The sequence below is a fragment of the Singulisphaera rosea genome (genome assembly GCF_054877945.1).
On the sequence record NZ_JBTYIP020000001.1, the window covers coordinates 132380 to 156375 of the forward strand.

20 protein-coding genes are annotated in these 23996 nt (G+C 64.5%); 7 read left to right on the forward strand and 13 right to left on the reverse strand.

The window, feature by feature from the left end:
• Positions 1-257: 257 nt before the first annotated feature.
• The 3 genes from ACYOEI_RS00535 to ACYOEI_RS00545 all read left to right on the forward strand — a co-directional run bounded on the left by ACYOEI_RS00535 (position 258) and on the right by ACYOEI_RS00545 (position 3183).
• Complete coding sequence (locus ACYOEI_RS00535; protein ID WP_462847292.1) at positions 258-788, forward strand: hypothetical protein; 531 nt, start codon at positions 258-260, stop codon at positions 786-788.
• A 359-nt stretch (positions 789-1147) separates the two neighbouring features.
• Positions 1148-2725, forward strand: a complete 1578-nt coding sequence (locus ACYOEI_RS00540; protein ID WP_462847293.1) for a class I tRNA ligase family protein — start codon at positions 1148-1150, stop codon at positions 2723-2725.
• A 299-nt stretch (positions 2726-3024) separates the two neighbouring features.
• Entirely contained in the window at positions 3025-3183 is a 159-nt protein-coding gene (locus tag ACYOEI_RS00545) for a hypothetical protein (RefSeq protein WP_462847294.1), read from the forward strand.
• An 18-nt stretch (positions 3184-3201) separates the two neighbouring features.
• On the opposite strand, the gene ACYOEI_RS00550 is transcribed toward ACYOEI_RS00545, so the two are convergent.
• From ACYOEI_RS00550 to ACYOEI_RS00580, 7 genes are all read right to left on the reverse strand, one after another.
• Positions 3202-5016, reverse strand: coding sequence for an ABC transporter permease (locus ACYOEI_RS00550; RefSeq protein WP_462847295.1), 1815 nt, complete (start codon positions 5014-5016; stop codon positions 3202-3204).
• Between the two features lie 57 nt (positions 5017-5073).
• Entirely contained in the window at positions 5074-5898 is an 825-nt protein-coding gene (locus ACYOEI_RS00555) for a sugar phosphate isomerase/epimerase family protein (protein ID WP_462847296.1), read from the reverse strand.
• 82 nt (positions 5899-5980) lie between these two features.
• Positions 5981-7099, reverse strand: coding sequence for a Gfo/Idh/MocA family protein (locus ACYOEI_RS00560; RefSeq protein WP_462847297.1), 1119 nt, complete (start codon positions 7097-7099; stop codon positions 5981-5983).
• A 3-nt stretch (positions 7100-7102) separates the two neighbouring features.
• On the reverse strand, positions 7103-8032 hold the full coding sequence (locus tag ACYOEI_RS00565; RefSeq protein ID WP_462847298.1) for a CDP-alcohol phosphatidyltransferase family protein: 930 nt from the start codon (positions 8030-8032) through the stop codon (positions 7103-7105).
• Positions 8029-10146 (reverse strand): ArnT family glycosyltransferase, encoded by a 2118-nt coding sequence (locus tag ACYOEI_RS00570; RefSeq protein WP_462847299.1) that lies wholly within the window; start codon positions 10144-10146, stop codon positions 8029-8031. The genes ACYOEI_RS00565 and ACYOEI_RS00570 overlap by 4 nt, the downstream gene beginning before the upstream one ends.
• Positions 10147-10808: 662 nt before the next feature.
• Entirely contained in the window at positions 10809-12362 is a 1554-nt protein-coding gene (locus ACYOEI_RS00575) for a lipopolysaccharide biosynthesis protein (protein WP_462847300.1), read from the reverse strand.
• Positions 12350-13069: a class I SAM-dependent methyltransferase gene (locus tag ACYOEI_RS00580; protein WP_462847301.1), complete on the reverse strand. Its 720-nt coding sequence runs from the start codon at positions 13067-13069 to the stop codon at positions 12350-12352. Before ACYOEI_RS00580 ends, ACYOEI_RS00575 begins: the two co-directional genes overlap by 13 nt.
• Positions 13070-13360: 291 nt before the next feature.
• On the opposite strand from ACYOEI_RS00580, the gene ACYOEI_RS00585 reads away from it, so the two are divergent.
• Positions 13361-13924, forward strand: coding sequence for a DUF2617 family protein (locus ACYOEI_RS00585; protein WP_462847302.1), 564 nt, complete (start codon positions 13361-13363; stop codon positions 13922-13924).
• A gap of 232 nt (positions 13925-14156) precedes the next feature.
• On the opposite strand, the gene ACYOEI_RS00590 is transcribed toward ACYOEI_RS00585, so the two are convergent.
• Complete coding sequence (locus tag ACYOEI_RS00590; protein ID WP_462847303.1) at positions 14157-14903, reverse strand: 3-keto-disaccharide hydrolase; 747 nt, start codon at positions 14901-14903, stop codon at positions 14157-14159.
• Positions 14904-15577: 674 nt separating this feature from the next.
• On the opposite strand from ACYOEI_RS00590, the gene ACYOEI_RS00595 reads away from it, so the two are divergent.
• Together ACYOEI_RS00595 and ACYOEI_RS00600 are read left to right on the forward strand one after the other, a co-directional pair.
• Entirely contained in the window at positions 15578-16777 is a 1200-nt protein-coding gene (locus tag ACYOEI_RS00595) for an ADP-ribosylglycohydrolase family protein (RefSeq protein ID WP_462847304.1), read from the forward strand.
• 169 nt (positions 16778-16946) lie between these two features.
• Positions 16947-17471, forward strand: coding sequence for a TPR end-of-group domain-containing protein (locus ACYOEI_RS00600; protein WP_462847305.1), 525 nt, complete (start codon positions 16947-16949; stop codon positions 17469-17471).
• 73 nt (positions 17472-17544) lie between these two features.
• Here the strand turns inward: ACYOEI_RS00600 and ACYOEI_RS00605 are convergent, their stop codons facing one another.
• The 5 genes from ACYOEI_RS00605 to ACYOEI_RS00625 form a co-directional block, all read right to left on the reverse strand.
• Positions 17545-18198, reverse strand: coding sequence for a hypothetical protein (locus ACYOEI_RS00605; protein WP_462847306.1), 654 nt, complete (start codon positions 18196-18198; stop codon positions 17545-17547).
• 181 nt (positions 18199-18379) lie between these two features.
• Positions 18380-19504: a hypothetical protein gene (locus ACYOEI_RS00610; protein ID WP_462847307.1), complete on the reverse strand. Its 1125-nt coding sequence runs from the start codon at positions 19502-19504 to the stop codon at positions 18380-18382.
• 224 nt (positions 19505-19728) lie between these two features.
• Positions 19729-20493, reverse strand: coding sequence for a putative Ig domain-containing protein (locus ACYOEI_RS00615; protein WP_462847308.1), 765 nt, complete (start codon positions 20491-20493; stop codon positions 19729-19731).
• A 77-nt stretch (positions 20494-20570) separates the two neighbouring features.
• Positions 20571-21917 (reverse strand): MotA/TolQ/ExbB proton channel family protein, encoded by a 1347-nt coding sequence (locus ACYOEI_RS00620; RefSeq protein ID WP_462847309.1) that lies wholly within the window; start codon positions 21915-21917, stop codon positions 20571-20573.
• Between the two features lie 136 nt (positions 21918-22053).
• Positions 22054-22578, reverse strand: coding sequence for an L-2-amino-thiazoline-4-carboxylic acid hydrolase (locus ACYOEI_RS00625; protein ID WP_462847310.1), 525 nt, complete (start codon positions 22576-22578; stop codon positions 22054-22056).
• A gap of 357 nt (positions 22579-22935) precedes the next feature.
• On the opposite strand from ACYOEI_RS00625, the gene ACYOEI_RS00630 reads away from it, so the two are divergent.
• Positions 22936-23532, forward strand: a complete 597-nt coding sequence (locus tag ACYOEI_RS00630) for an RNA polymerase sigma factor (RefSeq protein WP_462847311.1) — start codon at positions 22936-22938, stop codon at positions 23530-23532.
• Positions 23533-23996: the final 464 nt, after the last annotated feature.

Sequence of the window (23996 nt, forward strand, 5' to 3'; positions counted from 1 at the left end):
GACATTCAACCGGCCTAGCATCAGGAGATGCGACTGTGAACAATGCAAATTGGCCCAAAAACGCACAAAAAAGATACCCCAGACATCCCAATTTACTGGACCGGAAAATCCGGTAGACGGAAATCGTCAACCTGCGCACAATCCGTTCAAGCGTTTGAAATCGCGGTACCGATACATCGAATCGTGGCCGCGAAACACTCCTAGCGATATCGACAGAACGCTATCGCGACATGCCCTAGGGGCAGTGCTGGTGAGTCATGACCCGATACATCCTTCGCTTACCGACCTACCTGCGACGATGCAGGGTCCACCTATTGCTCGCCGCGGGACTCTTGGGGATCGTCGCTCCGGTGGAGGCGAGCCCCATCCGACACCGGCAGCCGATCTCGTCCGAGACGGCGAGAGACTACCGATCCTGGGTCACCTACCTTTCGGCGGGCCCCACCGTCTGGGCGCATCTGCATGATCCCCCGATCAACCAGGGGATTCGGGCGATGATGATCCAGGCGCTCCGACAGTCGGATCCCTTGACGAACCCATTCACCCAGTTCCTGCTCTGGCGGCGGAACCTGAACCCGATCCGGTTCGATCGTTGGCATCCGGTCCTCGGCCCGTTACTTCAAAACCTCCCCCCGCCCCAAACCTCGACCTCGACCCCGCCCCCGCCGAATCTCGCCCCCCAGACGATCCCCGAGCCGAGGACCTGGTTGATGTCGGTCATGCTCATCGGGACGGGCGTCTGGTGGCGTCGGAGGGTAACGCCTGCGTTGCCGAAGGCCCTCGGCTGAGGGTTCCTCGAAGATCGGCCCCTCGACGTCGCACCACGACCGAAGCCGCACCCGACCTCCCTCGGGCTCGACCTGACGACCGCTTTCGGGACTACGCGACCATGCGTCCCCGGAGGCCGGTCGTTTTCGTTTTCAACGTCTCAGTCGGGCTCCGCTCCCAGTAGGGGGGAGTGCTGCGAAGGTCGTTGCGTAGCTGGGGACGACCCTGTGCCGCCGCTCGACGAGTGGGCGTGCGCCTCTCACCGAGGGTCGATCGACTCTGATAGAATGAGATGTTGTGAACGCCCGAAGTGCGGCCCGTGTCTCGAGACAGGGGGACGCAGGGGCGCCGCCAGAGCTCCGAAGAAAAGGTCTCGACGATGACGGACGCAAAGAAGTTCTACCTCACGACGGCGATCGACTATCCCAACAGCAGGCCGCACATCGGGACCGCCTTCGAGAAGATCGGGGCCGATGTCCAGGCACGCTTCCGCCGGATGGAAGGCTTCGACGTCCACTTCCTCATGGGCAACGACGAGAACACGATCAAGGTGTCGCTACGCGCCGAGGAACTGGGCGTGGCACCCAAGCCGTACGTCGACGACATGGCCCGACAGTTCCGCGAGGTCTGGGACGCGCTCGACATCTCCTATAGCGACTTCATCCAGACGAGTGAGAACCGACATCACGCGGGTTGCCGGAAGTTCATCCAGGCCGTCTACGACGCGGGAGACATTTATAAGAAGTCGTATACCGGGCTGTACTGCAACGGGTGCGAGTCGTTCAAGACCGAGAAAGAAATCGTCGACGGCCGGTGTCCGAACCACCCGAATACCCCCCTCCGCGAGATCGAGGAGGAGAACTATTTCTTCCGCCTCTCCGCCTTCCGGGACCGCTTGCTCGCCTACTACGCGGCCAATCCCGACTTCATCCAGCCCGAAAGCCGGCGCAATGAGATCGTGAACCTCGTCGAGTCGGGGCTGTTGGACATCTCGATCAGCCGCAAAGGTTTCACCTGGGGAATTCCGGTCCCGTTCGATCCCGAGCAGACGATCTACGTCTGGTTCGACGCCCTGCTGAACTACATCACGGCGATCGGATACGGGACCGACGAGGCGGCTTTCCAATCGCGATGGCCGGCCGACGTCCACGTCATCGGCAAGGACATCACGCGATTCCATTGCGCCCTCTGGCCGGCAATGCTGATGTCGGCCGGGGTCCCGCTGCCCAGGAAGGTGTTCGGCCACGGGTTCGTCTACAACAAGGGGGCGAAGATTAGCAAATCGGCGGGGACCGCCATCGACCCGATGGACGTCTACCGGCTGCACGGGTCCGACGCTTTCCGATATTATTTCATGAAAGAATGCCCCTTCGGAGGCGACGGCAACTTCAGCGAGGAGCGCTTCGCCGAGATCTACAACTCGGACCTGGCCGACAAGCTCGGGAATCTCTACAGCCGCACCCTCACGATGTGCGTCAAGTATTTCGAGGGTCGCCTCCCCGGCGCGGACGCCGTCGACTCGACCACCTGGCTGGCGGGTCTCGACCTGGACGGTCTCGTGACGGACCTCCGTGGGCGCGTCGGCTCGTTCGAGTACAACCCTGCGCTCCAGCGGATCTGGCTGGAGGTCGTAGGCGCCGCCAACCGCTACATCGAAGACACCGCCCCGTTCAAGCTGGCGAAGACCGACCTCGAGGGGACGAAGCCGATCCTGATCAACTGTATCGAGGCGATCCGCGTCATCGCGATCCTGATCAAACCCTTCATCCCCAGGACCGCCGGCGTGTTCTACTCGGCGTTCAACTTCGAGGAGGCGGCCCCGTGGGACGAGGTGGGCTACCGGGATGCCTCGGCCCGCGTCTCGATCCCCGAACTCCGTGTGACCGCGACGCTCACCGCGGGCAAGCCGACGCCCCTCTTTCCCAAGATTGAGCTGAAGACGTCCGAGGCCAAATAATCTCCCGATCCGGAGAGATCCGCAAACCTTGCCCTTTCCCCCGAAAACTTCAAAATCCGGGAGAGGATTTACCGAAAAACCATTCTATAGTGGACTCGAGGGATGCGACGCGGTGCCCGGAACGAGCTGAGGCGAAAGCCGGCTCGCGAGCCCCCTCGAATGCGACTTGGCCCCATCTTGGTTTTTGGCACTCGATTTGCTTACCAAGATGGGACCATACGAGTTGACACGACGGCGGCTCAGTATCCACTCCCGGTCGTCGGCAATGGTTGGCCTTGGTGCTTGGGAGATACAAGACGATGAACGCCCTTTCTGAAGTGGCCGTGACCCTGGCTCCCGAACTTCTCGACCGGCTCCGCTCGGAGGCCGCCGGCCTCGGGCTCTCGCTCGAGTGGCTCATCGCCTCGCTGATCGTCGATAGCCTCGACGAAGCGGACCTGCCCGCTGCGGTCAACTGACCCGGGTCACGAACGAGTTCAGTCTTCGGCCGAGGGCCCTTGGAGACGTGCCAGGGCCCAGGTCGCGAAGAGACCGAAGCTCGAAACCGCCGCGAGCACCACAAGGACGACCGCAGAGAGGTGGCTCTCAACCCCCGTGTGGAGCAGGCTCCAGATCACCACGGTCACGGGGGTGATCCCCGGCGGAGTGACGGGATTTGTGGCAGGAAGCTCGCCAAATGCGAGCACGAACGCGACGCTCCAGGCGGCAATGATCGCCCCTCGAGTCGTCGGGACCGCCACTCGGGTCGCCAACCCGAATGAGTCGAGGCCGTCGAGCATGGCCGACTCGAACAGCTCGGAAGGCAACGACCTGGCCGCCGGCCAGAGGACGAGCCAGGCGTACGGCAGCGTACGGAGCACGCCCGCGAGCACGATCATCGCGATCGAGTCGTAAACGTCCGGGAAGTTTCGATATGCCAGGACGAGGGCCATCCCCGAGACTGGCCCTGGGACGGCCAACGCCAGTGCGACGCTCAAGACGCCCACGACTCGCCAAAGGCCAGACCCACGTCCCGACCACACAAGCCACCAGGCGACCGCGACCGCGAACGACGCCGATAGTCCCGAGCAGATGAGACTCGTCGCCAGCGGACTCGACGCGAGTCGTTGGAAGGTCGCGACGCACTCGTTCCACCCAACCTCGAGGTAGATCCACGCTTCGGGACCCGTCAGGGCCTGCACGAAGGTAGGCAGTCCCTCGGGCGAGCCCGAAGTGCCCGGCTCGGGCTCCGAGATTCCCGTCAACTCGAAGAACGCGGAGCGGAGCGAGCCGTACAGCCCCGAGGACGACCAGTGTGGCGACTGGCCTCGAGAGGCCACGCCTCCGACCCGACCCGCCCGCCAAACCAGGGCACCGAACGGGACGGCAACCATTCCGCCGACGATCAGGCCCGTCGCGAGTCCGACCGCAACCCGACTTCGGCCGAGCTTCCAGACCTTCCCGGTCCTCGCCGCCGAGGCGATCCGACGCGGGTCCGCGCGCAACAACGTCCCCTCCGCGACGAGGAGCAGGATGCCGAGCACGACCAGCGGAGGGAGGGCCACGGTCCCCGCGGCGGCCGGCCCTCCCCCGAGCTGATATTGGAGGTACGCTTCCTCGGCATAGGTCCGGACCTGGAGGAGATCCGTGACCGTCATGTCTCCCGCCGTGAGCACGGCCACGGCCAGCGCCGCGCCGGCGATCGCCCATGCCCCGCGTCGGAGGGTCACCGTAGTGACGACTCGCCAACCGGACATGTCCATCTGGGCGGCCTCTTCCAGCTCCGGCTCGACCGAACGCAAGCCGACTCCGGAAAGGATCACGACCCAGGGGATCGCTGCAACCGCATGCACGACCGCAGCACCCACGACCCCGACTAGGAATGGTGACGACCCGAAGAGTTGACTCCGCCCGACATTCCCGAAGGCCCCGAGCCAGGCCGTGGCGTGCAAGGGCATGGGGACGAACGCCGCGATCGCCATCAGCGCGAGCCACCCTCGGCGCCCCCAAAGGTTCGTGCGGAAGAGGAGGAACCCGAGCGGGATCCCCACGGAGAGCGCGATCGCCTCGGTCAGTAGCACGAGCTTCAACGTCTCCACCGCCAGGGCGAGGGGCCGCGTGATCCGCCCCTGGTCGCCCAGCGGCAGCATGAGGCCCCCCCCTCCCCCAACCAACTCATCCGATGCCGGGGCGATGGCCTCCAGAATCGTCGCGAGGGTCGGCCAGGCCAGGACCGCCACGAGGGCCGCGGCCAGGGCCGCTCCTGCCAGGATCGACTTCCAGAGCGAGGCTCGAGCGAAGGCACTTGGCACGTTGGGCCTCGGCGACGGGCATGATTGGGGCGAGGGCGTAGGGGCGATCGCAGGCCGTCAGCCTCGGAGCCCTGCGTTGCTCATGAGCCTGGCCGTCGAGTCGTACGCCTCGCGCACCCACTCGACGATCCTGTCAGGCTCGGGCGAATACTCGAGCTCGATGGAGATCACCGCGTCGTCGATCCCGAGCGACTTGATCGCGTCGAGGTACGGGGGGAAGTCGACCACACCCCGACCGGGCGGCAGGTCGCCGTGGACCTTGCCGTCGCAGTCCGAGAGATGGACGTGGGCGATCCGGCCGCGCAGCCGCTCGATCGACGCAGCGGGCTCTTTGGCGAGGACCAGGTGCGAGACGTCGAGGTTGGCTTTGACGGCCGGATGGTCGACGTCGTCCAGGAACCGGGCCATGCTGTCGACATTGTTCAGGAGCGACAGGGTGAACGGCTCCAACTCGAGCGCAATTTCGAGGCCCAGACGCGAGGCATGTTCGGCGAGGGAGCGGACGTTGGCGACGCCCGTCGCCCATTGCTCGGCCGGAGGAATCACCTCGCGCTGCCAGAGGTATTCGCCGAGGACCAGGAGGAGGTTCTTCGCCTCGAAGTCGTACGCCATGTCGAGATAGGCCCGGGCCCGATCGACGTGGAACCGCTGGACGCTCGGGTTGAAGTCGATCAGGCCGATCGCGACGCAGGCCACGCTCACGATCGGCAGCCCGGCCTTCTGGCATTCGTCCCGGATCAGCTTCCGTTCCCTGGCATCCGTGTCCAGGGGGTCCGCGAAGATGTCGATCGTGTCGAAGCCGATCTCGCGGGTCTTGTGGATCCCGAAGGCGGTATCTCGGCCCGACTGGGCCCACGCGGAGTTGATGAGGCCGAGTTTCATGGGTGTGATCCGAGGAAGGTCCAACGCGCTTCGCACGCCGGGGCGGTCGGAGGACATCAAGCCGGCTTCGGGGAAGCTCCGATCAGGCCTCCGGCCCGAGCATCTCGCGGAAGTCGACCACCCTGTGCTCGCGGGCCCCGACGAGCACCGCCTCGCAGAGCGCCAGGGTCTTGAGGTTGTCGCGTCCGGGGATGTCCGGCTCGGTCTCCGACTCGAGGGCACGGAGGAGCCCGGCCATCGTACCGGCGAAGGCGTCGGGGAACCAGGCTTCGGGCCATCGAGGACGATGCCAGGTCCCCGAGTCGCGGACAGTCGAGTAGTCGAGGGTACTCGGGGTCCGGGCTGGCCATCCTGGCCAGCCGATCGTCCCGAGGGCCAAGCCCTCGGTCCCCTCGAATCGCCAGCGGATCCCGATCTCGGCCCCCGCCCCTTCCCGCGCGGGGCCGGCCCAAACGTCGTCCCAGGCCGACGCCCGAGCTCCGCCCTCGTATTCGAGGATCACCAGGTTGATCCCGTCTTCGTGCGGGAACCTGGTCCGAGGGTCGGGTCGAGTGCTCGCCAGGACCCGAGCCGGGTCTCCCAGCCAGTATCGGAACGTATCGAGGTGGTGGATGCTCATAATATACGTCGAGAGCGACCTCGCGCCTTGCGACCACGGCATCCAATGCGGGATCGCACGCATCTCGATCGTCGCCAGCACGGATTCGCCTAGCACCCCACGGTCGATCAGGGACTTGAGGGCCCGGACCGACTGGTCGTATCGCATATTCTGATTGATCTGAAGCCGAACCCCGGCCCCCTCGCAGCGCTCGACGAGGTCTCGGGCCTCCACAAGCGTCATGGCCAGGGGCTTCTGTGCAAGGATGCCGCGAACCTTGCGGGGATGGTCGAGGATCGACCGGAGGATCGCCGGCTGCTCGTTCGGCGGGACAGCGACATCGACGACTTCGATCTCGGGGTCGTCGAGCATCGCCGCGACCGAGTTGAAGACTTTCGGCACGCCTCTGAGGCTCGCGACCTCCTCGGCCACGGCCCGAGTCCGCGAGGTCAGTCCGACGACGCGGAAACCCGCCTGTGCATAGGCGACGAGGTGACAGTCTCGGACGATGAACCCGGCCCCCACGACTCCGATCCCGACATCCCGACGCGAGGGGAGCAGCGGAAGGTGGTCAGAGCCGGAGGGGAGGTCGACGTCGGACATCGTTCAACTCGATCGGGTGAGCCCGGGTTCTCGAGGCAGAGTCCCATGGTACGCGACGGTCGGCTCGAGTCCACCCTCGGAATCCTCGACCGAGGTCGCGGCATCACCAGTCGAAAGGTCGGGTCGGAACCAGGCGTCGAACTCGGAGGAGACGGATCGTCGCGAGATCGTCCGCGACGCCCTGGCAATGGCCAACGTCGGCGCGAGGATGGCCATGCCTCGTACACTCCCCCTCATGACGCACTCCCAGGCGGGCTCCGACGCGAGCGCCAGGAGGGCGAATGCCGAGAGTCCTGCGAGTACCACGTGGGCCTCGCAGGCCTTGTACGCGGGCCAGGTCAACGCGGCCCGTCCTCGTCTGGGCCAAGGAGTCGGAGGAGAGGGCCGGCCTCCGGATCCACCTTCGACTCGGTATTCGACAGTCTCTCGCTTCAAGCGCTGAAAGAATGCCTTGTACCGGCAGTCGTTGTGGAGGCCAAGAAACAGCCACCCCAAGGCGATCGCGAAGCCGGCGACTGACCAGGTCGGATCGCCGCTTCGGAAGGCCAGCCCCTGGCCAAGGGCGAACCCCAGGCCGAGGTTCCATGCGTGGTGCAGCAGGTAGTCGAAGTAGACTCCGTCGAGGCTCGACGTCCCTCGCCAACGCGCCACCTGGCCATCGACGTGATCGAGCCAGAACGCCAGGTGGGCCAGGACAACCCCCGCGATGAAACCCCCGCGAGTCCCCGAAGCGATCGCGACAGAGGCCCCCCCCAAGGCGAGGAGGGCACCGGTCGTCACCTGATTCGCGGACAACCTGAGTCGGACGGCCAGCCAGGTCCCGTAGACGGCGGCCGGCCTCGCAACCCGGCGTGCCAACCAATTGCCGATCTCGCGGTGGTGCTCCTTGTGAACCTTGACTCGCAAGTCCGCCAGCGTAGGCGTGTCCCTCATCGCCTCGCCTCCCCGCCGTCGCGTACGGCCAATGGTTCGGAGAGCGGGTAGATCTCATACCGGCGACGGACGCCGTCGGCGTCCTCGATCACCTCGCGGAAGACGGGAGGACGTCCCGACGACCATGGGGCGAGCCGCCTCGAGAGCGTCGGGTCGAATTCGACGGCCGACTCCGGGATCGGAGGGCAGAGCATCACATGAGTGAACCCTTCTTGTTGCAACCTCTCCACGATCTGACGGGGAGACTCGCCGCGACTCCCAAGCCCGGTCCGCCTCCGATGGGCAAGCTCCATCGTGTAGGGCCTCGGGATGTAATAGCCCCGGTGATCCTGGCCCACCAGCCTCGCGTCCGCAGGGAGGTTCTCCGCCACCCAACGGCCCACGCGGAACGTGGGCTCTCGGCGGGCGAGGAAGTGCTCTCGGGTCTCTCGGCCGAGCACGACGGGGAGCCCATGCCGTGCCCTCGCCATTGCGAGACTCGACTCGAAGGCGAGAACAAGCAGAAGGACTCCGACGATGGCCCGCCCGGGCCAGGATCGACGATCCCACCACGTACTCGCCAGCCACGCCACCGCCACCGACATCGGCCCAATGGCGATCAACAGGAACCGCATGCTCTGGCGCTGGGTCAGGCAGAGGATCAGGAAGCCATACCCAACGGCGGCGATTCCGAGCACGCGACGCGGGGCACGCTCCAGCAAGAGCGCGGGGAGAAAAAGCAGGAATACCGGTCCGAACTGATGGGAAAAGCTGTCGAATCGAGCGGGCTCAAGAGTCAGGGGCCCAATTGCGGTGAGTAGATTCACCACCGTAACCGCCAGGGGACGCTTGATCGGATCAAGCACCTCGTCGAGTCCCGCGCCGCCGAAGACACTTCGGAAGAACGGATAGACGGGATTGCCGGTGTAGGCCCAGGCTCGCAGGTACCAGGCCCCGCCCACCATCAGAGCTGCCAGCCCAAAGATCGCCGCATGCGAAGCCATCGGGCTGGTTACGAGTGTCCTCGATCCGGCCTCGATCGCCTGGCACTCGTCGTTCTGGGACTGCGATGAGAGCGATTCCGCGTCACACCGACCCTCGTTCCCACGAGCCCCGAGGGCAGACCGCCTTCGATGGTCTGCGTCGGTATTTTTGGCCGCAGAGTCGCCAGGATATGCCATCCCATGCGGCCCGTAGGAACGAGATCTCGTGGAGGTAGCGCGAAGGTAGACCACCGCAGCCCTAAAGAGTCGGCCGAAACGCTCGACACTCGCCAAGACGATCGGTCGCGCGAGGATCGTCATCCCTAGAAGACCCGTGAGCACCAGGGCCGGGTACTTCACGCCCATACCGAGCCCCGCCATGATTCCCGCGAGCAGCGCCGACCTAGCATCGGGGCGTTCGTACCACCGGCTCCACACCACAAGCGTTGTAGACCCGAACGCCGCCAAGGCGACGTCGTTCAATGGGGCACTCATCCCGTTCGAAACCGCGGGGACCAATAACGCGATCGTCCCGGCCCACCAGGCTCGTTTGCCCAGGCTTGGTCGTGCCAACACCGTCACATTCGCCGCGAAGACTAGCCCGAAGACCCACTGAATCAGCCGGCAGGCTTCGGGCCCTCGCAGGGCCAGTCCGTAGGCGTAGAGCAATTCAGTCAGAAGGGGATAAACCGTCTCGTGGAGGTCCGGGTCGAAGAAGACGGCCCCGCGAGCGAGGAACTCTTTGGGGACTTGCAAGTGGTAGCACAGGGCGTCGCCGTCCGTGACCGGCGCCATCGCGGTGAGGAGAGTGCCAAGGACGGTCGACAGTAACGCGATTCCGAATGCGACATCGATGAAGTTTGAGGGCCGAGCGTGGCGAAACCCTTGAGTCGACCGGACGATCGTTACCCAAGCGACCTTTGCCCCAGGAATCGCTCCCACGCAGATCATGCCGAGGAGCGTTGATCGATTGACTACCCCGATCTCGCCCATGAACAGAGCCGCCAAGGCAAGGAAGCCGAAGCCTAGCGGGATCGCGACCCCGATTCGATCGGTGGGCTCGCCGAAATCCGGGACGAGGCAGTCCAGTAGCCTCGCGCCAACGCCCGACGCGCCGAGTACGAGGGCGGCGATGAATAGCAGCTCAAGCATCCTTGCCTCTGGGAAGTGTCACCGTCGGAATATCGCCGATTGAAAGCAATTCACCAATATTATCGATGAAGATCACTCCATGTAATCGCAAAGAAATACAGAATCCACACGACTCCCAGGAGGCGTCCCAACCGGTCGATCCAGGAGGGATCAGGTCGTCGAATCCCAGCGATAGCTCGGCTCAGCCACGCACCGGCGACCGCCGCTCCGATCGCGACGGAGTCACGATAAAGGAGGCCGACCCACCAGGGTGCCGAAGCCATCCCCATATAAAACTTCATCCGCGAGCCGGGGACCGGCCCGACGATCAGGACGAGAATCCCGAACACGAGCAGAAAGGCGGTCGCAATCCCGCAAGCAACCGCTCCTGGCTGTCGGCCCAGCCGTTTGAAGTCGGGGCGGGGCTGTCGGAGACAGACCAGGAACGTGGCGACCGACCACGCCGCGAGGAGGGGTAAACCAAGGGCAATCTGGTGGAGGGATTGGGCCGGCAGGTTATTCCATTCTCTCGTAATCGAGAGCCCGACTCCTGTGGCCGCAATGTAGATCATCCCGTCTGCAAGCGTAAAGTCGCGACGCATCCGCGTGCGATTCGGAGTGGCTGCACCACGCAAATCGACGCCCGCCGAAAGCCCGGATGCCATCTCTTCCCCTTTACTTATTTATTGCGTCGTTTCGTGGTCGGTTCGTCGAGCAACCTTGTTTCTGAGGCCGCCCCAACCGTTTCGCCGGCCCCAGAGCCAGAGGGTCGGCAAGAGCCAGGCGCCGAGGACGAGGCCATGAAGAACGACGGCGAGATAGGGCGACCGTCCTGCGGTGGGAACCAGGTCCGTCAGTAGAGTGCCCGCCAGGAATCCGCCGAGCGTCCGGAAAAGTCGAAGCTGGTGGCCGAGCCAGGCCGTCCATCCGAGCACGGGCACGAGGGCTGTCGCGCTCGTGAGGACCGAGAGTGCCGAGTAACCGACGGACATCCCCCAGGCGACGCCGACAATCCCGGAGGTATCGGCACCAAGCGTCGCGGCCGCGGCGGTCACCGCCAGTCCTGCAAGGGTCGCGAGGCCGAGGCGATAGGGCCGGTCGACGGCGATGAGCATCTGCCGCGTGGGCCAGGCAAGGCCAAGCATGATCATGCCGGGCAGGAGCGGTCGGAGCGCGGGCAGTCCTTCGACGTATTGGGGCATCAGGGTGCCGAGGAACGTCGGTCCGACGACATAGGCGACGGCGCTCCCTCCAGCGAGCAGCGGCGCCTGGGCTTCCGTGGCCTTTGCCGCCTGGCGTGCCACCTCCGTGATGTCACGCGTCCGGCCCAAGGTCGTCTGAAAAGCCGTGTACATCACGAGGACGATCCGCCCCGCGAGGTCGAGGCTCCAACTGGTCCCCATGATCGCGATCGAATAAAGCCCCACCGCGCGAGCCCCGTCGGGGACGCGCCAAAGAATCAGCGCCCGGTCGAGGTTGAGCACCGCGCCGAACAGGGCGGTATTCGCGAGGATCGGCAGCCCAACGACCATCAGCCTTGAAACCGATGTCCCGTCCCAGGCCCAACGGAATCGGAGCGGATGGGAGGCGTGTAAGTAGGCGATCTTGATCCCAAGTATTGCGCCGACCGACGCGAGCAGGCCCCAAAAGCCAGCGAGCCGGAGGCCGCTCCCCACCGCGACGATCGAGACCGTCGACTCGAGGATGTCCAGTTTCGTCGTGAGGACGAACTCGCGGTGCGCCCGGAGGACGGCGATGAGGTAGCTCTCGTACCGCTTCACCAGCGTCAGGCCGGCGACGGCGACAAGTCCCCAGGTCCATTCCGCGGCGAGCGGGTCGTCGGCGACGAGCGGCGAGCGGATCCAGGCCCAGAGTAGAAGCAAGCCTGCGTAGATCAAACACGTGAGCGTGTTCGTGGTGTACGCGATGTCCGCCACGCGTTGGGCTTCGACCTCCCGGCCGGCGGCGAGGAGGACGGGGATCTCCTGCACGGCGCCGAGGCTAACGCCCAGGCTCGATCGGTTGGTGTTGTCGAGGTAGAGACGAAGGCCGCTGTAAACACCGAGCCGCGCGGGGTCGAGCCCCCAATGAAGGATCAACGACGTCAACGTCCCGATCGCGCGCTCGAGCTGGCCGCCGATCGTGACGACGATGCTGTCGCGGACCGTCTTTCCCTTCTCGAGCGGCGTCCGGCCCTCGGCGGTCGTCGCCGCGACCGTCCCGGTTACGGTCGCCACAGTTCGGCCACGCAGAACTGGGAGTCGGTCGGGTCGCAATCGATCGGGAAGGGACCCGACTCGGCAAGGGCGAACCCTGCCCCCTCGTACCAGGCGGCCGTGTCGTAGCCGAAGCGGTTGTAGGTGACGTCGGTGTCCTCGTTATGGGCCGCATACCGGCGGGCGACCCGGACGACTTCGCGCCGAATCCGTTCCGCGACCGGGGGAGGGTTGTGGAGGATGACCGCCGAGGTCAAGACGAGGTCGAATGACTGGTCGGCGAACGGCAGGGCCTCTCCGTTGGCGAGGGCCAACGACACCTCCCGGAATTCCGACAGGTACTCTCGCCCCCTGCGGAGTTGGCTCGGGCTGAAGTCGACCCCGAAAACGGGGACGTCGATCTCCCTGCGGATCGCGGCGATTTGCTTCCCGTAGCCGCAGCCGATCTCGAGGATCGAGGTCGGTCGGTAGGATGCGACCCTTCGGGCGATCCACTCGGACCGCCTCGATCGCGCCTCCTGCCCTTCCTGTTCCCGAAAGTATTCTTCGCCGCCCCGGAGTGTCCAATAATTGCGAGGGTCGGCGTAAAGGAGGCGACGCTTCCACCCCGGCCAACGTCCGAGGGAGCGTCGGAGGGTCTTGTGCCAGGCGTAGCGTACCCCCCGGTTTCGCCATGCGTTCCAGGCGCGAGCGGGGAGCACGGGGGCTCGAAGAGGTTCCACCACCATGCGGCTCCTCTCAACGGCCCCGACATCCGTTCGGGAGGGGGCGGTCGGCCGAGTGTCGAAGGCTTCCTACCTCCCGGCGTCCGGGAAAGCGCGAGGAGTGTACGGGCCTCCGCAATGCGGGTCAAGGCGGGCTTACGCACCCGGCTCCGGCCGGAGGATCCCCCCGATTTTTCCCGGTCGCATCGCTCGAATTGCGTTGCCTGGCCCGCCATCTATAATGGAGTGGGGATGCCCGTATCGGGACCCAGCCGTGGGCCTGGCCGGACGACGGAGTGGAAGGGAGCACGTGCGATGGGCGTGAGTTTCGGCCGTTCGCGGGTCGCCGACCTGTCCTTCCAGGTCTTCGCCAAGGTCATCCATCCCGACTGGTTCGGCGTCAGGGCGCACCGGAGGATCTCCCAGGAAGGCTGGGAGGCCGACATCCGGATCATCGAAGGCGGACACTCCGTCACGTTTCGTTCCGGGACAACGAGGCTGACCGAAGTCCTCTGCGGCCCCGAGACGAAACTCCCCGAGTCCGGGTTGCTCTTCCACTCGACCGTGCGCCACGAGCGTTCCACGAACCTACCGGCCCGCGGCGGGCTCGCCTACCAGACCTGCTTCGAGGTCGAGCGAGTGGACCGCGAGATCTTCGACCACCTTAGCGATGAGATGAGCCTCGACACGACCCGCGGCCGGCTCTTTCATCGCTTCGCCCCGGCCAATCGCCTCGCCCCGTCTCCGATGAGCCACGTGCTCGTCGAACCGGGCGTCAAAGGGCTCTCCGTCCACGCCTTCCACACCTTCCCCGACGAGCGGGCGATCGTCCGCATCCTCTCGCTCTTCGAGCCCCAACTCGCGCTCCCCCCACGCTGATCGTCCCCACGCCAAACCAAAATCGTCGACAAACCAACCGCTCGGGAGACCGAGCACCGGCCCCCTGTCGGGGGTGGTGGCCCAGCCTCCGGCCGGCACGAGCGCCCGGGAGAAATGCGAATGCGCCAACCAGGGCCAACAGCCCGGGCCCAGGACTTCGAACCAGGCCGGTGGCCGTCGACCGTCGCACGTTGAATTCACGATATCGTCAACGTGGATTCGCCCTCGCAGCTCACTTCGAGTCGAGAGGCAGGAGCCAGATGTTGCGGTATTGGACCGGATTCCCGTGATCCTGGAGCATGATCGGGCCAGGCTTGCTCGGATCTCCGCCGAGTCCGGCGACGGTGTTGTCGATGAGGATCGAGACGTCCTCGTGGATCGGGACACCGTTCTGCACCACGCTGATCTTGGCCGGTTCCACCTTCTTCCCGTCGCGGAAGACCGGCGCACGGAAGTCGATGTCGTACGTCTGCCAGACGGTCGGAGCCTTACAGGCGTTCACTGTTGGGGTCGCCACCTTGTAGATCCCGCCGCAGTCGTTGTCCTGACTCTTCAGTCCGTAACTGTCCAGGATCTGGACTTCGTACCGCCCTTGTAGATAGACACCGCTATTTCCCCGACCCTGCCCCTTGGCGGTCGGCATGTACGGCACGCGGAACTCGACGTGGAGCTTGAAGTGACCATCGAAGGTCCGCTTCGTCATGAGGCTCCCGTTCTTGACCTGGACGGCTCCCGGCTCGACCAGAGTCCAGCTCGGGGCCGACTTCCCATCGGTCTTGGTCCAGGAGTCGAGATTCTTTCCGTCGAACAGAATCAAGGCGTCGGACGGAGGCGGTACCATCTTTGCGTCGACACCATCCGCTGGCTTGGCGAGCGCGAGATCGGTGACCGGACCGTAGGGATCCTGTCCCCGGACGGTGGTGCCGAGCGCGGCGAAAATGACGCCAAGACCAAGGGAACGCGCAATTAACCAACTCATACGGGTGAACTCTCCGTCGAGGGCCCGGAAGGAGGAATTCCTTCGTTGTGGTGATCGTCGAGGGTCGACCAATCGTCCTTGCTCCCCGATGGCTCGTCAACCCGTGAGTCGCGACGCTCGGGATTTCCTCGAGCCTCGCATCGGGCCATTCGGGAGACCGGCAGGGCCGGGTCTCGAACGTCGCAACGCTCGGCACGGTTACGCCGCGGGGGAGGCCTTCGACGAAGGAATCCTTCGGCTTCGATGTGCTCCCGAGAGGGTGGGCCCGCCGATAGAAAGCGTCGGAGTGGATTGGCGGATCTTCATGGGTTCCTGCATCGAATGCGGTCACGATCCTCCGATCTCTATGTGTCGACGCTTTCGAAAAATCAGCCTATCCATTTAGCCACGACCACCCTAAACCTCATCGGGTGGGTGAGGAACACGACCCCAGCGAGGGAAAATGTGAGCGGACCGAAAAAAATTGGCGAAGCCCCTGAGGCCGCTTAAGGTGAAGAGGGGCCTTGCGCCCGTGTTGCCATGCGTGCGTCGTGGAAGGCGACTCGGGAGTGCGGCGGGTAAAAATACGTTGGCGTGGTTCGGCCATGTCGTTACAGTTCGTTGCGTCCCGAAGAGGAGGGAGATTGTCCGGTCTCTCGGGCAATCCACCCGTCATCCGAAGGAGCCTTGCCACGATGCCCCAATTGTCCCGCCTCGACCGTGTCCGAGGCAGTCTCCTCGGATTGGCTACTGGAGATGCGCTGGGGGCCCCCCTCGAAGGTCTCAGTGCCCAACAGATCCGAGCCCATTACGGTGTGGTGGCCGATTATGTCGACGGATCTCGGGCGTGGAAGAAGAAGCCCTACCGTTGGCGGATGCCGGGTTTGTACTCGGATGACACCCAGCAGGCACTCGCGCTGAGCGACGTTCTCCTCGACCTGGGCGAGATCGACGCCGACCGGCTCGCCTCGCTCTACCTCCAAATGGCGCATCCGCGCGGGTCTCATTACGGGGCCCATCGGGGGATCGGCAGGAGCTTCCGTCAGGTTCTCGGTGCGCTGGAGGAGGGCACGTCGCCCCTCGAGACGGGCCAGGCGTCCGCGGGCATCGGTGCCGCGATGCGGATTGCCCCGCTGGCCCTCTACTTCGAGAAGAACGACCAGGAAGGCCTCTTCCGCTCCGCAATGTCCGCGAGCCTGATGACGCACCGGGACGTGCGAAGCCTCGCCGGAGCCATGGCCGTCGCCCACGCCGTTCGCCGGCTCGTGGATGGCGAGGCCCGCGAGCCGAGCTTCCTCCTCTGGCTGGCCGCCGACGTCGCCCGTGAGGAAGAGCGCATCGCCTCGCAACTCGGGACGGGCGTCGGCTCGCTCGACCGACATTCGAGGAGCATGTCGACGGCCATTGCCCACACCGAGTCGCTCCTCGAACTGCCGCGCACCCAGGCGCTCGCGGGCCTTGTCGAGGAGGCCAATCGCCACGGTGCCGATCCCACCTGCAAGCGGGCTACGATGGGCTTCCCCCCCGCGTGCATCCCGACCTGCCTCTACATCCTGCTGACGACCGACTCCTTCGAGGACGGCCTCATCGAGATGGTCAACTTGGGCGGCGATGCCGACAGCACCGGCGCCATCCTCGGTGCCCTCATGGGCGCCCACTACGGTGTCCAGGCGATCCCGGAACGCTGGCTCGACGGGCTCCGCAACCACGAAGGCGTCGACACGAGGGCGCGAGCCCTCGCCGAACGCTCCGCGGTCGGGATCAAGATTCCTGCTCTCGTCGCCACCGAACATCAGCTCAGCGAGCTGGAATCCCACTTCAGAGACCACTTGATCAAGTCCGCCCCGATATCGCCCCAAAACGGGGGCGATCTCGGGGCAAACCGGCGGATGTGATCGAGTGGCTCGACCGAGGAACCGCCCCCTCTCGGTCTCTTCCCCCGCACCACTTTTTGGGGTAGACTGGGCTTGTCAAGGTGTGCGGCACCCTAGGCAACCTGTCGCGAACCTCGCGATCAAGCCAGATCGCGAGGTGTCTGTGACTGAGCGGGGAGAGAGCGGAGCGATGGGCCGGATCATCCGCGACCGCATCAAGCGGCAACTTGACGAGGCCGAAGGCTACTTGATGCTGAATCTCCCGCGTCGCGCCATCGAGATTCTCGAAAGGCGGGCCGACTGGGCGACGATGCAATTCGAGGCGAGCTTTCTCACCGGGGAAGCCCTACGCTCGCTCGAGCGTTATCGCGAGGCCCTCAAGCCGCTCGAGGTCGCCGCCTTATTACGCCCCGGCGACATCGGCGTGGCGATTGCTCTCGGCTGGTGCTACAAGCGCACGCATCGGCTCGCCCAGGCGATCGACGCTCTGGAACGAGCCGAGCGTCACAACCCGGAAGAGCCGCTCCTCCACTACAACCTCGCCTGCTACTGGAGCCTCGCGGGGAACCCAGCGAAGGCACTCGACGCCCTCACCATGGCCCTCGAACTCGACCCCGACCTCCGCTCCTTGATCCCGGTCGAATCCGACTTCGATCTGCTTCGCGGCGACCCCGATTTCGAGCGACTTACCGTCGGCCCGGCCCCGCTCGCATAACCCCGGCCTCATATCTTAGGCACGCTCGACGTGACGGCTGCCCTCGAGCATGGACAGCCGTCGCATCCGTCGTTTATCTCCTTTGAATCGGAGCGCCGTTCCCCACACCGGTGAGCGGGGTGGATCCGTTTGCAACCCTGCGGATCGTGAACGGGTCTCCGAGAAGGGCCTCCCACTGCTCGCGCTGGGGCTCGGACAGGACGGCCATCATGTTCCTCGAGAGCACGAGCGAGTCGTTCGCGGGAACCGGCCCCGACTTGTGCTTCGCAACGAACTGGTTGACCTCGCGGACCAGGATCGTCCTCTGCTCGGCATTCAAACCGAGCCCATCGGCCAGCCCCCGACGGCTGACGAGCGCCGAGGGGCCTTCCCACTGCAGGTCGATCTGCAGCAAGCGCGTCCGCTGGGCGTCGGTGAGGCGGGACTTGAGCCACAGGCCTTGCTCTTCATTGAGCAGGCGCTGCTCGGCAAAGACTTTCTCTCCTTGCAGGCCGAAGAGCTTCTTCGCCCTGAGGAAGAACATCCGGCTTGCCGCTTCCGCCTCGACCGACTTCTCGGCATCGAGGCCGATCGCGGTCCGAATATCCTGCCGGCTGAGCAGCAGCATCGGCGCCTTCCGTTTCCCCCACTCGCTGTCGGGGAGCGTCAAGTCACCCCCAAAGACGACCGGGGGCAAGCTCGCCGCGACGAGCATGATGGTTAACGCCGGGATCGCACCATGATGCATTGTCCCGATCCCTCCTTGGATCGATCGATTCGCCGATAACACGAGCGGCGTCGTTATACGCCGAACCCCCGAGCAGGAGAAGGCCAGACGACCACGGGATTGTGGCCAAAACAAAAGAGGACGATCCAAAGGTCGTCCTCCATAATGACAAGCCCATGCATACTGGTGACGCCGAAGTCGACTACGACTGCGCCGTGCGACGAGTCGTCGAGGCTTTCTTCTTGGTCGTCTTGCCGGTCCCGGCCGGGGTGTCTCCCTTGGCCGTCGCCGATTTGCCGGTCTTCGACTGAGCGTCGGCCTTCTTGGTCTCGTCCTTCTTGGCGGCGTTCCCCTTCTCGATGTCGAATGGCTCGCCGAGCATCTTGTTGAAGGTGTTCTTCTGGTTCCTGGTCAGGACCTTGCCGAGAGCGGCAATGGTGTCCTCTCGAAGCGAATCGCCGGCCTTCTGCATCTCTTCGCGCTTCGCCTTGGCCTCGGGCGAATTTCTTTCGGCGTCGAATGCTTCCTTGTTGAAGCTGCCGTCGGCATTCTGGAATCGGTTTCGGCCACCACCACCAGGGCCGCCACCACCGCCTCCGTTGTTGCCCCCGCCGCCACTCTGGGCGCCACCGCCGCCGTTGCCCCCGTCGTCATTCCCGTTGCCGTTATTGCCGTTCCCGCCTCGTCCCCCGCGGCCACCACGTCCGCCGCCGTTCTGGCGAAAGAGTTCCATCTGACTCTGACGATAATCCTGGTTGATCATGTTGATCTGTTCAACTTGCTCAGGGGCAAGATTCAACTTTTCCTGCATGTCGGCCTTGGTGACGGCCATCGGCCCTTCTTGCTGGAGAGCAATCTGGCTGAGCCGCGTGCGCTGCCCTTTGTTCAGGATTTTGGAAAGCAACGTGTTCGTGTCGCGGGTCATCGACGCGAACAATTCTTGCATCGTTTCCGGGTCGAGACGCTGGGTACCCGAATTCTCGCGTGCGGCCTTGAAGTTGTCTTCACCTTTTTTGCGGAGCCGCTCCTGGGCGGTTTTCAATTGTTTCTTCTGGTCCTCGGTGATCTTCAACTCCTCCTGAACGGTCGCGCGATCGAGCAGACCGAAGCTCGAATTGCGACCGCCGAAGCCCCCGCCGAAGCCTCCTCCTTTGCCGAAGGGGCCGCCGCCACCGGGGCCACCCCCACCACCGCCCTGGCGTCCTCGCCCTTTCCCTTGTCCACCGTTGCCCTGGTCACCAGGGCCCTGGGCGAACATCGTAGAATGAATCATCAAGGTGGCGACCACCAACCCCATGCTCAGCAAGAGAGTGCGAATCCGGGACATCTTGACCTCCAGATGCTTCCGATCGCCGTTGAAGGTCGACGCGGAGGGGAATGGGCCGGGCAGGAAAGACTGACAGCGTTAGTGACATAAGCGATATCCGTGCCCCACCCGTCCGGCGATTCAAGGTCCTTTTTGCAAACAATTGTAAAGGCGACGGCCCCCGGATGATCGTTTCCGGGGACCGCCGCCTTGATGTTCAGAAGCTCGATCGCCCCGGGGCGAAATCAGCCGATCGGGCGCCAGAGCCAGAGGGCGAGGGCAACCGTGCCACCGAACGTGGCCAATCGCGTGAACACCCGATACCTCAGGAACCGCTTTCGGACATTCGCACTCTCTTCATCGCTGTCCGGCGAGTCGTCGAGACCGCTTTCGGCTCGACGTTCCAGGCTGGCCAGGCTGTTCATCCCGAACGCGTGGATCAGCCACAACATCAGGAAACCGAACCCTTGCTCGAGCCAGGCCTGCCAGGGGACCGGTGGGAGGGCAGGTTTCCACTTCGAGGGGGTCGTCAAGGGTTTGTCGGACTCGTAGACGAGCAGGCGAGCCTCCTGGCTCGCGCGGTCATTCCCATCGGAGACCCTCATGACCACCTTGGCCGGCTCGGGCGTGCCTTTTCGAGGGGTTCCTCGGACCTGAGCCGACGCCGGGTCGAAGTCGAGCCCCTCCGGGAGTTTCCCGTCCAGCGACCATTTCAAAGGCCCCCGCCCCCCCGTCGCCGCGAGTGCGACCACGTAGGGATGCCCCGCGATGGCCTCGGGCAGGCGCTCCGGGGTCGCGATCGCCAAGGGCAAAGCGGCTCGATCCTGAGAGGGAGTTCCCGCCGAATGCATGTCCACGGCCTTGGGCATCAACGCCATGATGACCATTGTCAGGAGGAGGATGAACAGCAAGGCACCCGTGAGCTTCGTGACCACGACAGCCACGAACGAATCCTCGCCGGAGCCTCCGAATTCCATGCCCGCATGCCCGTTCCTTCGCGATCGCCGCATGCGTCTCCCCTCCTGGCGGGCATCGTGGCCCGATCGTCAATCGGAAGTCCTCACGCCTCGTCGGTCGTGGCGGACGATCACGCCGCGTCGTGCTTGGTGACACCGAAGCCGCCGTCGTTCTGGAACATCTTCTTGACGATGTTGCGATAGAGCGAATGGCCTTGCTCCATGCTGACGTTCAGCATGTCGAGCGCGTCCTTGAGGCTGTTCATCGTCTTCGCGAGCTGCTCCTGCGTCGATCGGCTCGAACGCTCGTAGGCGTGCGCCCACGACTCCGAGAGATTCTCGACGGCCGCACAGGTGCGCTCGATGCCCACCTTGATCTCGTCGAGCCGATCGCCTTGCATCGCCTGGTCGGCGAGCGTCGACTCGATCCGCCCGAGCGACGTAACCCCGCGTCGCAGCGAGTCGTTCGCCGTTCCCAGGGCCTCGAAATCGCTGCCGATCGCGGCGATCGACTCCGCCCCGCGCTGGAACGCGGCAAGGGACATCGGCAGGCGGTCGACCGACTTCGAGAACTGCTCGATCGGCGCCCCGAGTCGCTCACCCCAGCGGGCCGACTGGACTTCGAAGGCCTGGGCCGCCGGCTCGATGAGCGCCGCGAGCTCACGACGCAGCAGCTCGAGCTGCGGCGCGATCGCCAGGGCCAAGCTTTCCGCCAGCGGGTTGTCGGTGCCCACCTTCGGCAGGACCTGCTCCACGACCCAACGATCGATGCGTGCCAGGAGGTCTTCCGAGCGCCGGAAGACCAGCGTCTGCACCAGCATCAACGCCGCACTCAGGAAGAGTGCGAGGAGCGTACTGTCGAAAGCGATCTGAAGGGCCGAAGTGACCTTCGTCAGGTTATTCATGAACCCGTCGAGGTCCTTGACCATCGGCAGGACCACGCTGATCTCCATCAGCGCATGCGAGATTCCCTCGACCGTCCCGATGAAGCCGATCACGGGCAGGAGATACAGGATGTATCGCGTCAGCGTGAACCGGCCCGTGGCCTGCTCCTGGTCGAGTCCGGAGCCCTCGCGGTTCAGCTCCATGAGCTGGTCGACGGTCGGCGAGCGGGATTCCTGGACGTAAGCCGCCAACTGGCGGAATCTCGAGGGCAAGATCCGGCGGTCGACTTGGCCCGCCTTCGTGGCCGTCGGGCTCGGCTCGCCGCTCGGGGTTCGGCCGCGGATCATGGTTTTGAGAAGGGCCGGGGCTTCCTCGAAGGCCCGCTCATTCTTCCAGAGCCAGGACAGCTCTCGGGCGAGCGTGACGACCGCCCAGATGTAGATGCCCGTCCCGACGTATTGTTCCCAACCCCGCTCGAACATGAGGGTCGGGTTGAAGATCATCAGGGCGACCGGGAAGGCCAAGGCCAGCCCCAGCATCGCCAGGGTCCCCGGATACGCCAGCCGTGAGGTGCCATGAGCGCCGCTCGGCATAATGCATGCCCCTTCCTTTGGGCAGGTCGGATCGATCGAAGGCCGGGCCACGGACAGCCGCGAGGCCGGCGACACGTCCCTACCATCCCGATAATCGGCAAATTGTCCAGGTCGACTTGAGCCCCAAGGGACGTCGTCAAATCTCGGGGTCGACAGCCCCTCGAGACTCGAACGGTGGGAGAGGCTCGGCCCCCGGGGCTCGGAACCGAAAGTTGCAGTGGGAGGCCCCTTCCATGAGGGTTTGAGTCCGGGTGAGCTCGATCGACGGGTTGAATCCCTGAATCAGCGCGAAGTCGCGCTGGCACGAAAGGCTCGCCCCCAGGTCGGCCATCCCGAGCGCCCGATACATCTCGGCGTAGCGGCAGCGGGTCACGTCGAAGTCGAGAGAGTCTGCGGACTGCTCGAGCATCCGAATCTCGAGGGCCCCCCCTTCGCGCCAACGCTCGAGCCCCTGGGCGAACGCCTCGAGCGTCGACTCTCCGAGTCGGCCGGCCAGGTCGGCTCCCCCTTGGCGGGCGAGATCGGAGATCACCAGGCGGACCACTTCCAGCGCCTTCTCCTGCCCCAATTCATCGACAAAGGCACGGATCAACGGTCCGACGATCCTCGCCTCGATCTCGCGCTGCTGGAGGAGGGTCAGGACGGGACGTTCGCTCGACATGGGGACCATCCATCCTCGGGAACTCATGGGCGAAAACCGACGCTTCACGAATCCTACCAGGACTCGATGGACGGTTCATCCCGTGGACGGCCCACCGATCAGGTCCTCCCTGTTGCGACAAACGGGTATTTCCGAATCGTGTCGGGATTTAAACACCCGTTCCTCCCGAAATGAGTCGGCCCGCCTCCCGGAGTTCCGATCGGCCCAGTATGAATTCGTGCAAGGTTCGCGGAGCCGATTGGGAAAACGTTCGTTCCGGGCCTTGATTCTGGCATGAGTGATGCGCACATTGTGAAAGGATAAGCGACTTTCGCCGAGCTTATCCTCGTTTCTCCTCGCATGAAGGGAAGGCAGACCATGGCCGGGATGTCTGTCCAACAAGAGGAGTTCGCCGATTTCATTCGGCGGATCCGTGCCGGCGATGTCCAGGCGGCCGAGGAGGTGGTGAGCCGCTACGGCCCGGAGCTTCGCTTCGAGTTGAGGATGTACCTCCGGCGCTGCAACACCCGAATGCGTCGGGTCGTCGATTCGATGGACATCTTCCAGTCCGTCATGGCAAGCTTTTTCGTCAGGGCCGCCGTCGGTGAGTTCGAGTTGGACCGCCCCGACCGCCTCGCCCACCTTTTGATGGAGATGGCCCGGCACAAGCTGACGGATCAGGTGAAATACTACCAGCGACAGCGTCGCGACCTGAGGCGGGAGCAGGACCTGCATTCCAATCCCGAACCCACGGACGCCTCAACGCAATCCCCCAGCCAAATGATGGCGAGCCGCGAGCACCTGCAGCAACTCTGGGGAAGACTGTCCAACGAGGAACGTAGGCTCGCCGAACTGCGCATCCAGGGGCAGGAGTGGGTGGCGATTGCAGACCTCCTCGGAGGGACCCCGGAAGCGAGGCGTAAGCAACTCGCACGAGCCGTCACGCGAGTCCACGCCGAGATGCCCCCGAACTGATCCTCCTCAGGACCTTACCGCTGGAGAAGCGACCTAGACGGTAACGTTTCGACGCAACAAGCACTCGCCCCTGCATCGCCCGTTCGATTCCTGAAGTATCCCTCCGGAGCAGCCCCAGGTGTGACGGTGCCTCCTGCTGGCGATGGTGCGCGCGAACTCCTCGAGAACACGGCCCTGGAACCTCTCCATCCTCCCGACGAATCGCCGCGGGTCGATCTCCCGCCAGGTTTCCATTTGCCTCGAGTGTTCAATCCTAGCCAAGTGCATGACCAATAATGCTGTCAATGCTTCGTGGCACATTGGTCTTCAGGTCCATACGTACGTATTCAGAATGGTCCGAATGCCTCGCCCACAACCTGCGGCGCCCGGTACGTCGTGGACACGAACAAACGTTCAGACGCCGGAGGGTCGCCGGGCCTTTTTCCCATTTTGTGTCCGGTGGTCCGGCCAACGTCGATTTCGTA

Bases quoted from the DNA above. Each gene is read 5' to 3' on its own strand.
- ACYOEI_RS00535 (WP_462847292.1), top strand. From the start codon at position 258: ATGACCCGATACATCCTTCGCTTACCGACCTACCTGCGACGATGCAGG.
- ACYOEI_RS00540 (WP_462847293.1), top strand. From the start codon at position 1,148: ATGACGGACGCAAAGAAGTTCTACCTCACGACGGCGATCGACTATCCC.
- ACYOEI_RS00545 (WP_462847294.1), top strand. From the start codon at position 3,025: ATGAACGCCCTTTCTGAAGTGGCCGTGACCCTGGCTCCCGAACTTCTC.
- ACYOEI_RS00555 (WP_462847296.1), bottom strand. From the start codon at position 5,898: ATGAAACTCGGCCTCATCAACTCCGCGTGGGCCCAGTCGGGCCGAGAT.
- ACYOEI_RS00560 (WP_462847297.1), bottom strand. From the start codon at position 7,099: ATGTCCGACGTCGACCTCCCCTCCGGCTCTGACCACCTTCCGCTGCTC.
- ACYOEI_RS00565 (WP_462847298.1), bottom strand. From the start codon at position 8,032: ATGAGGGACACGCCTACGCTGGCGGACTTGCGAGTCAAGGTTCACAAG.
- ACYOEI_RS00570 (WP_462847299.1), bottom strand. From the start codon at position 10,146: ATGCTTGAGCTGCTATTCATCGCCGCCCTCGTACTCGGCGCGTCGGGC.
- ACYOEI_RS00580 (WP_462847301.1), bottom strand. From the start codon at position 13,069: ATGGTGGTGGAACCTCTTCGAGCCCCCGTGCTCCCCGCTCGCGCCTGG.
- ACYOEI_RS00585 (WP_462847302.1), top strand. From the start codon at position 13,361: ATGGGCGTGAGTTTCGGCCGTTCGCGGGTCGCCGACCTGTCCTTCCAG.
- ACYOEI_RS00590 (WP_462847303.1), bottom strand. From the start codon at position 14,903: ATGAGTTGGTTAATTGCGCGTTCCCTTGGTCTTGGCGTCATTTTCGCC.
- ACYOEI_RS00595 (WP_462847304.1), top strand. From the start codon at position 15,578: ATGCCCCAATTGTCCCGCCTCGACCGTGTCCGAGGCAGTCTCCTCGGA.
- ACYOEI_RS00600 (WP_462847305.1), top strand. From the start codon at position 16,947: ATGGGCCGGATCATCCGCGACCGCATCAAGCGGCAACTTGACGAGGCC.
- ACYOEI_RS00605 (WP_462847306.1), bottom strand. From the start codon at position 18,198: ATGCATCATGGTGCGATCCCGGCGTTAACCATCATGCTCGTCGCGGCG.
- ACYOEI_RS00610 (WP_462847307.1), bottom strand. From the start codon at position 19,504: ATGTCCCGGATTCGCACTCTCTTGCTGAGCATGGGGTTGGTGGTCGCC.
- ACYOEI_RS00615 (WP_462847308.1), bottom strand. From the start codon at position 20,493: ATGCGGCGATCGCGAAGGAACGGGCATGCGGGCATGGAATTCGGAGGC.
- ACYOEI_RS00620 (WP_462847309.1), bottom strand. From the start codon at position 21,917: ATGCCGAGCGGCGCTCATGGCACCTCACGGCTGGCGTATCCGGGGACC.
- ACYOEI_RS00625 (WP_462847310.1), bottom strand. From the start codon at position 22,578: ATGTCGAGCGAACGTCCCGTCCTGACCCTCCTCCAGCAGCGCGAGATC.
- ACYOEI_RS00630 (WP_462847311.1), top strand. From the start codon at position 22,936: ATGGCCGGGATGTCTGTCCAACAAGAGGAGTTCGCCGATTTCATTCGG.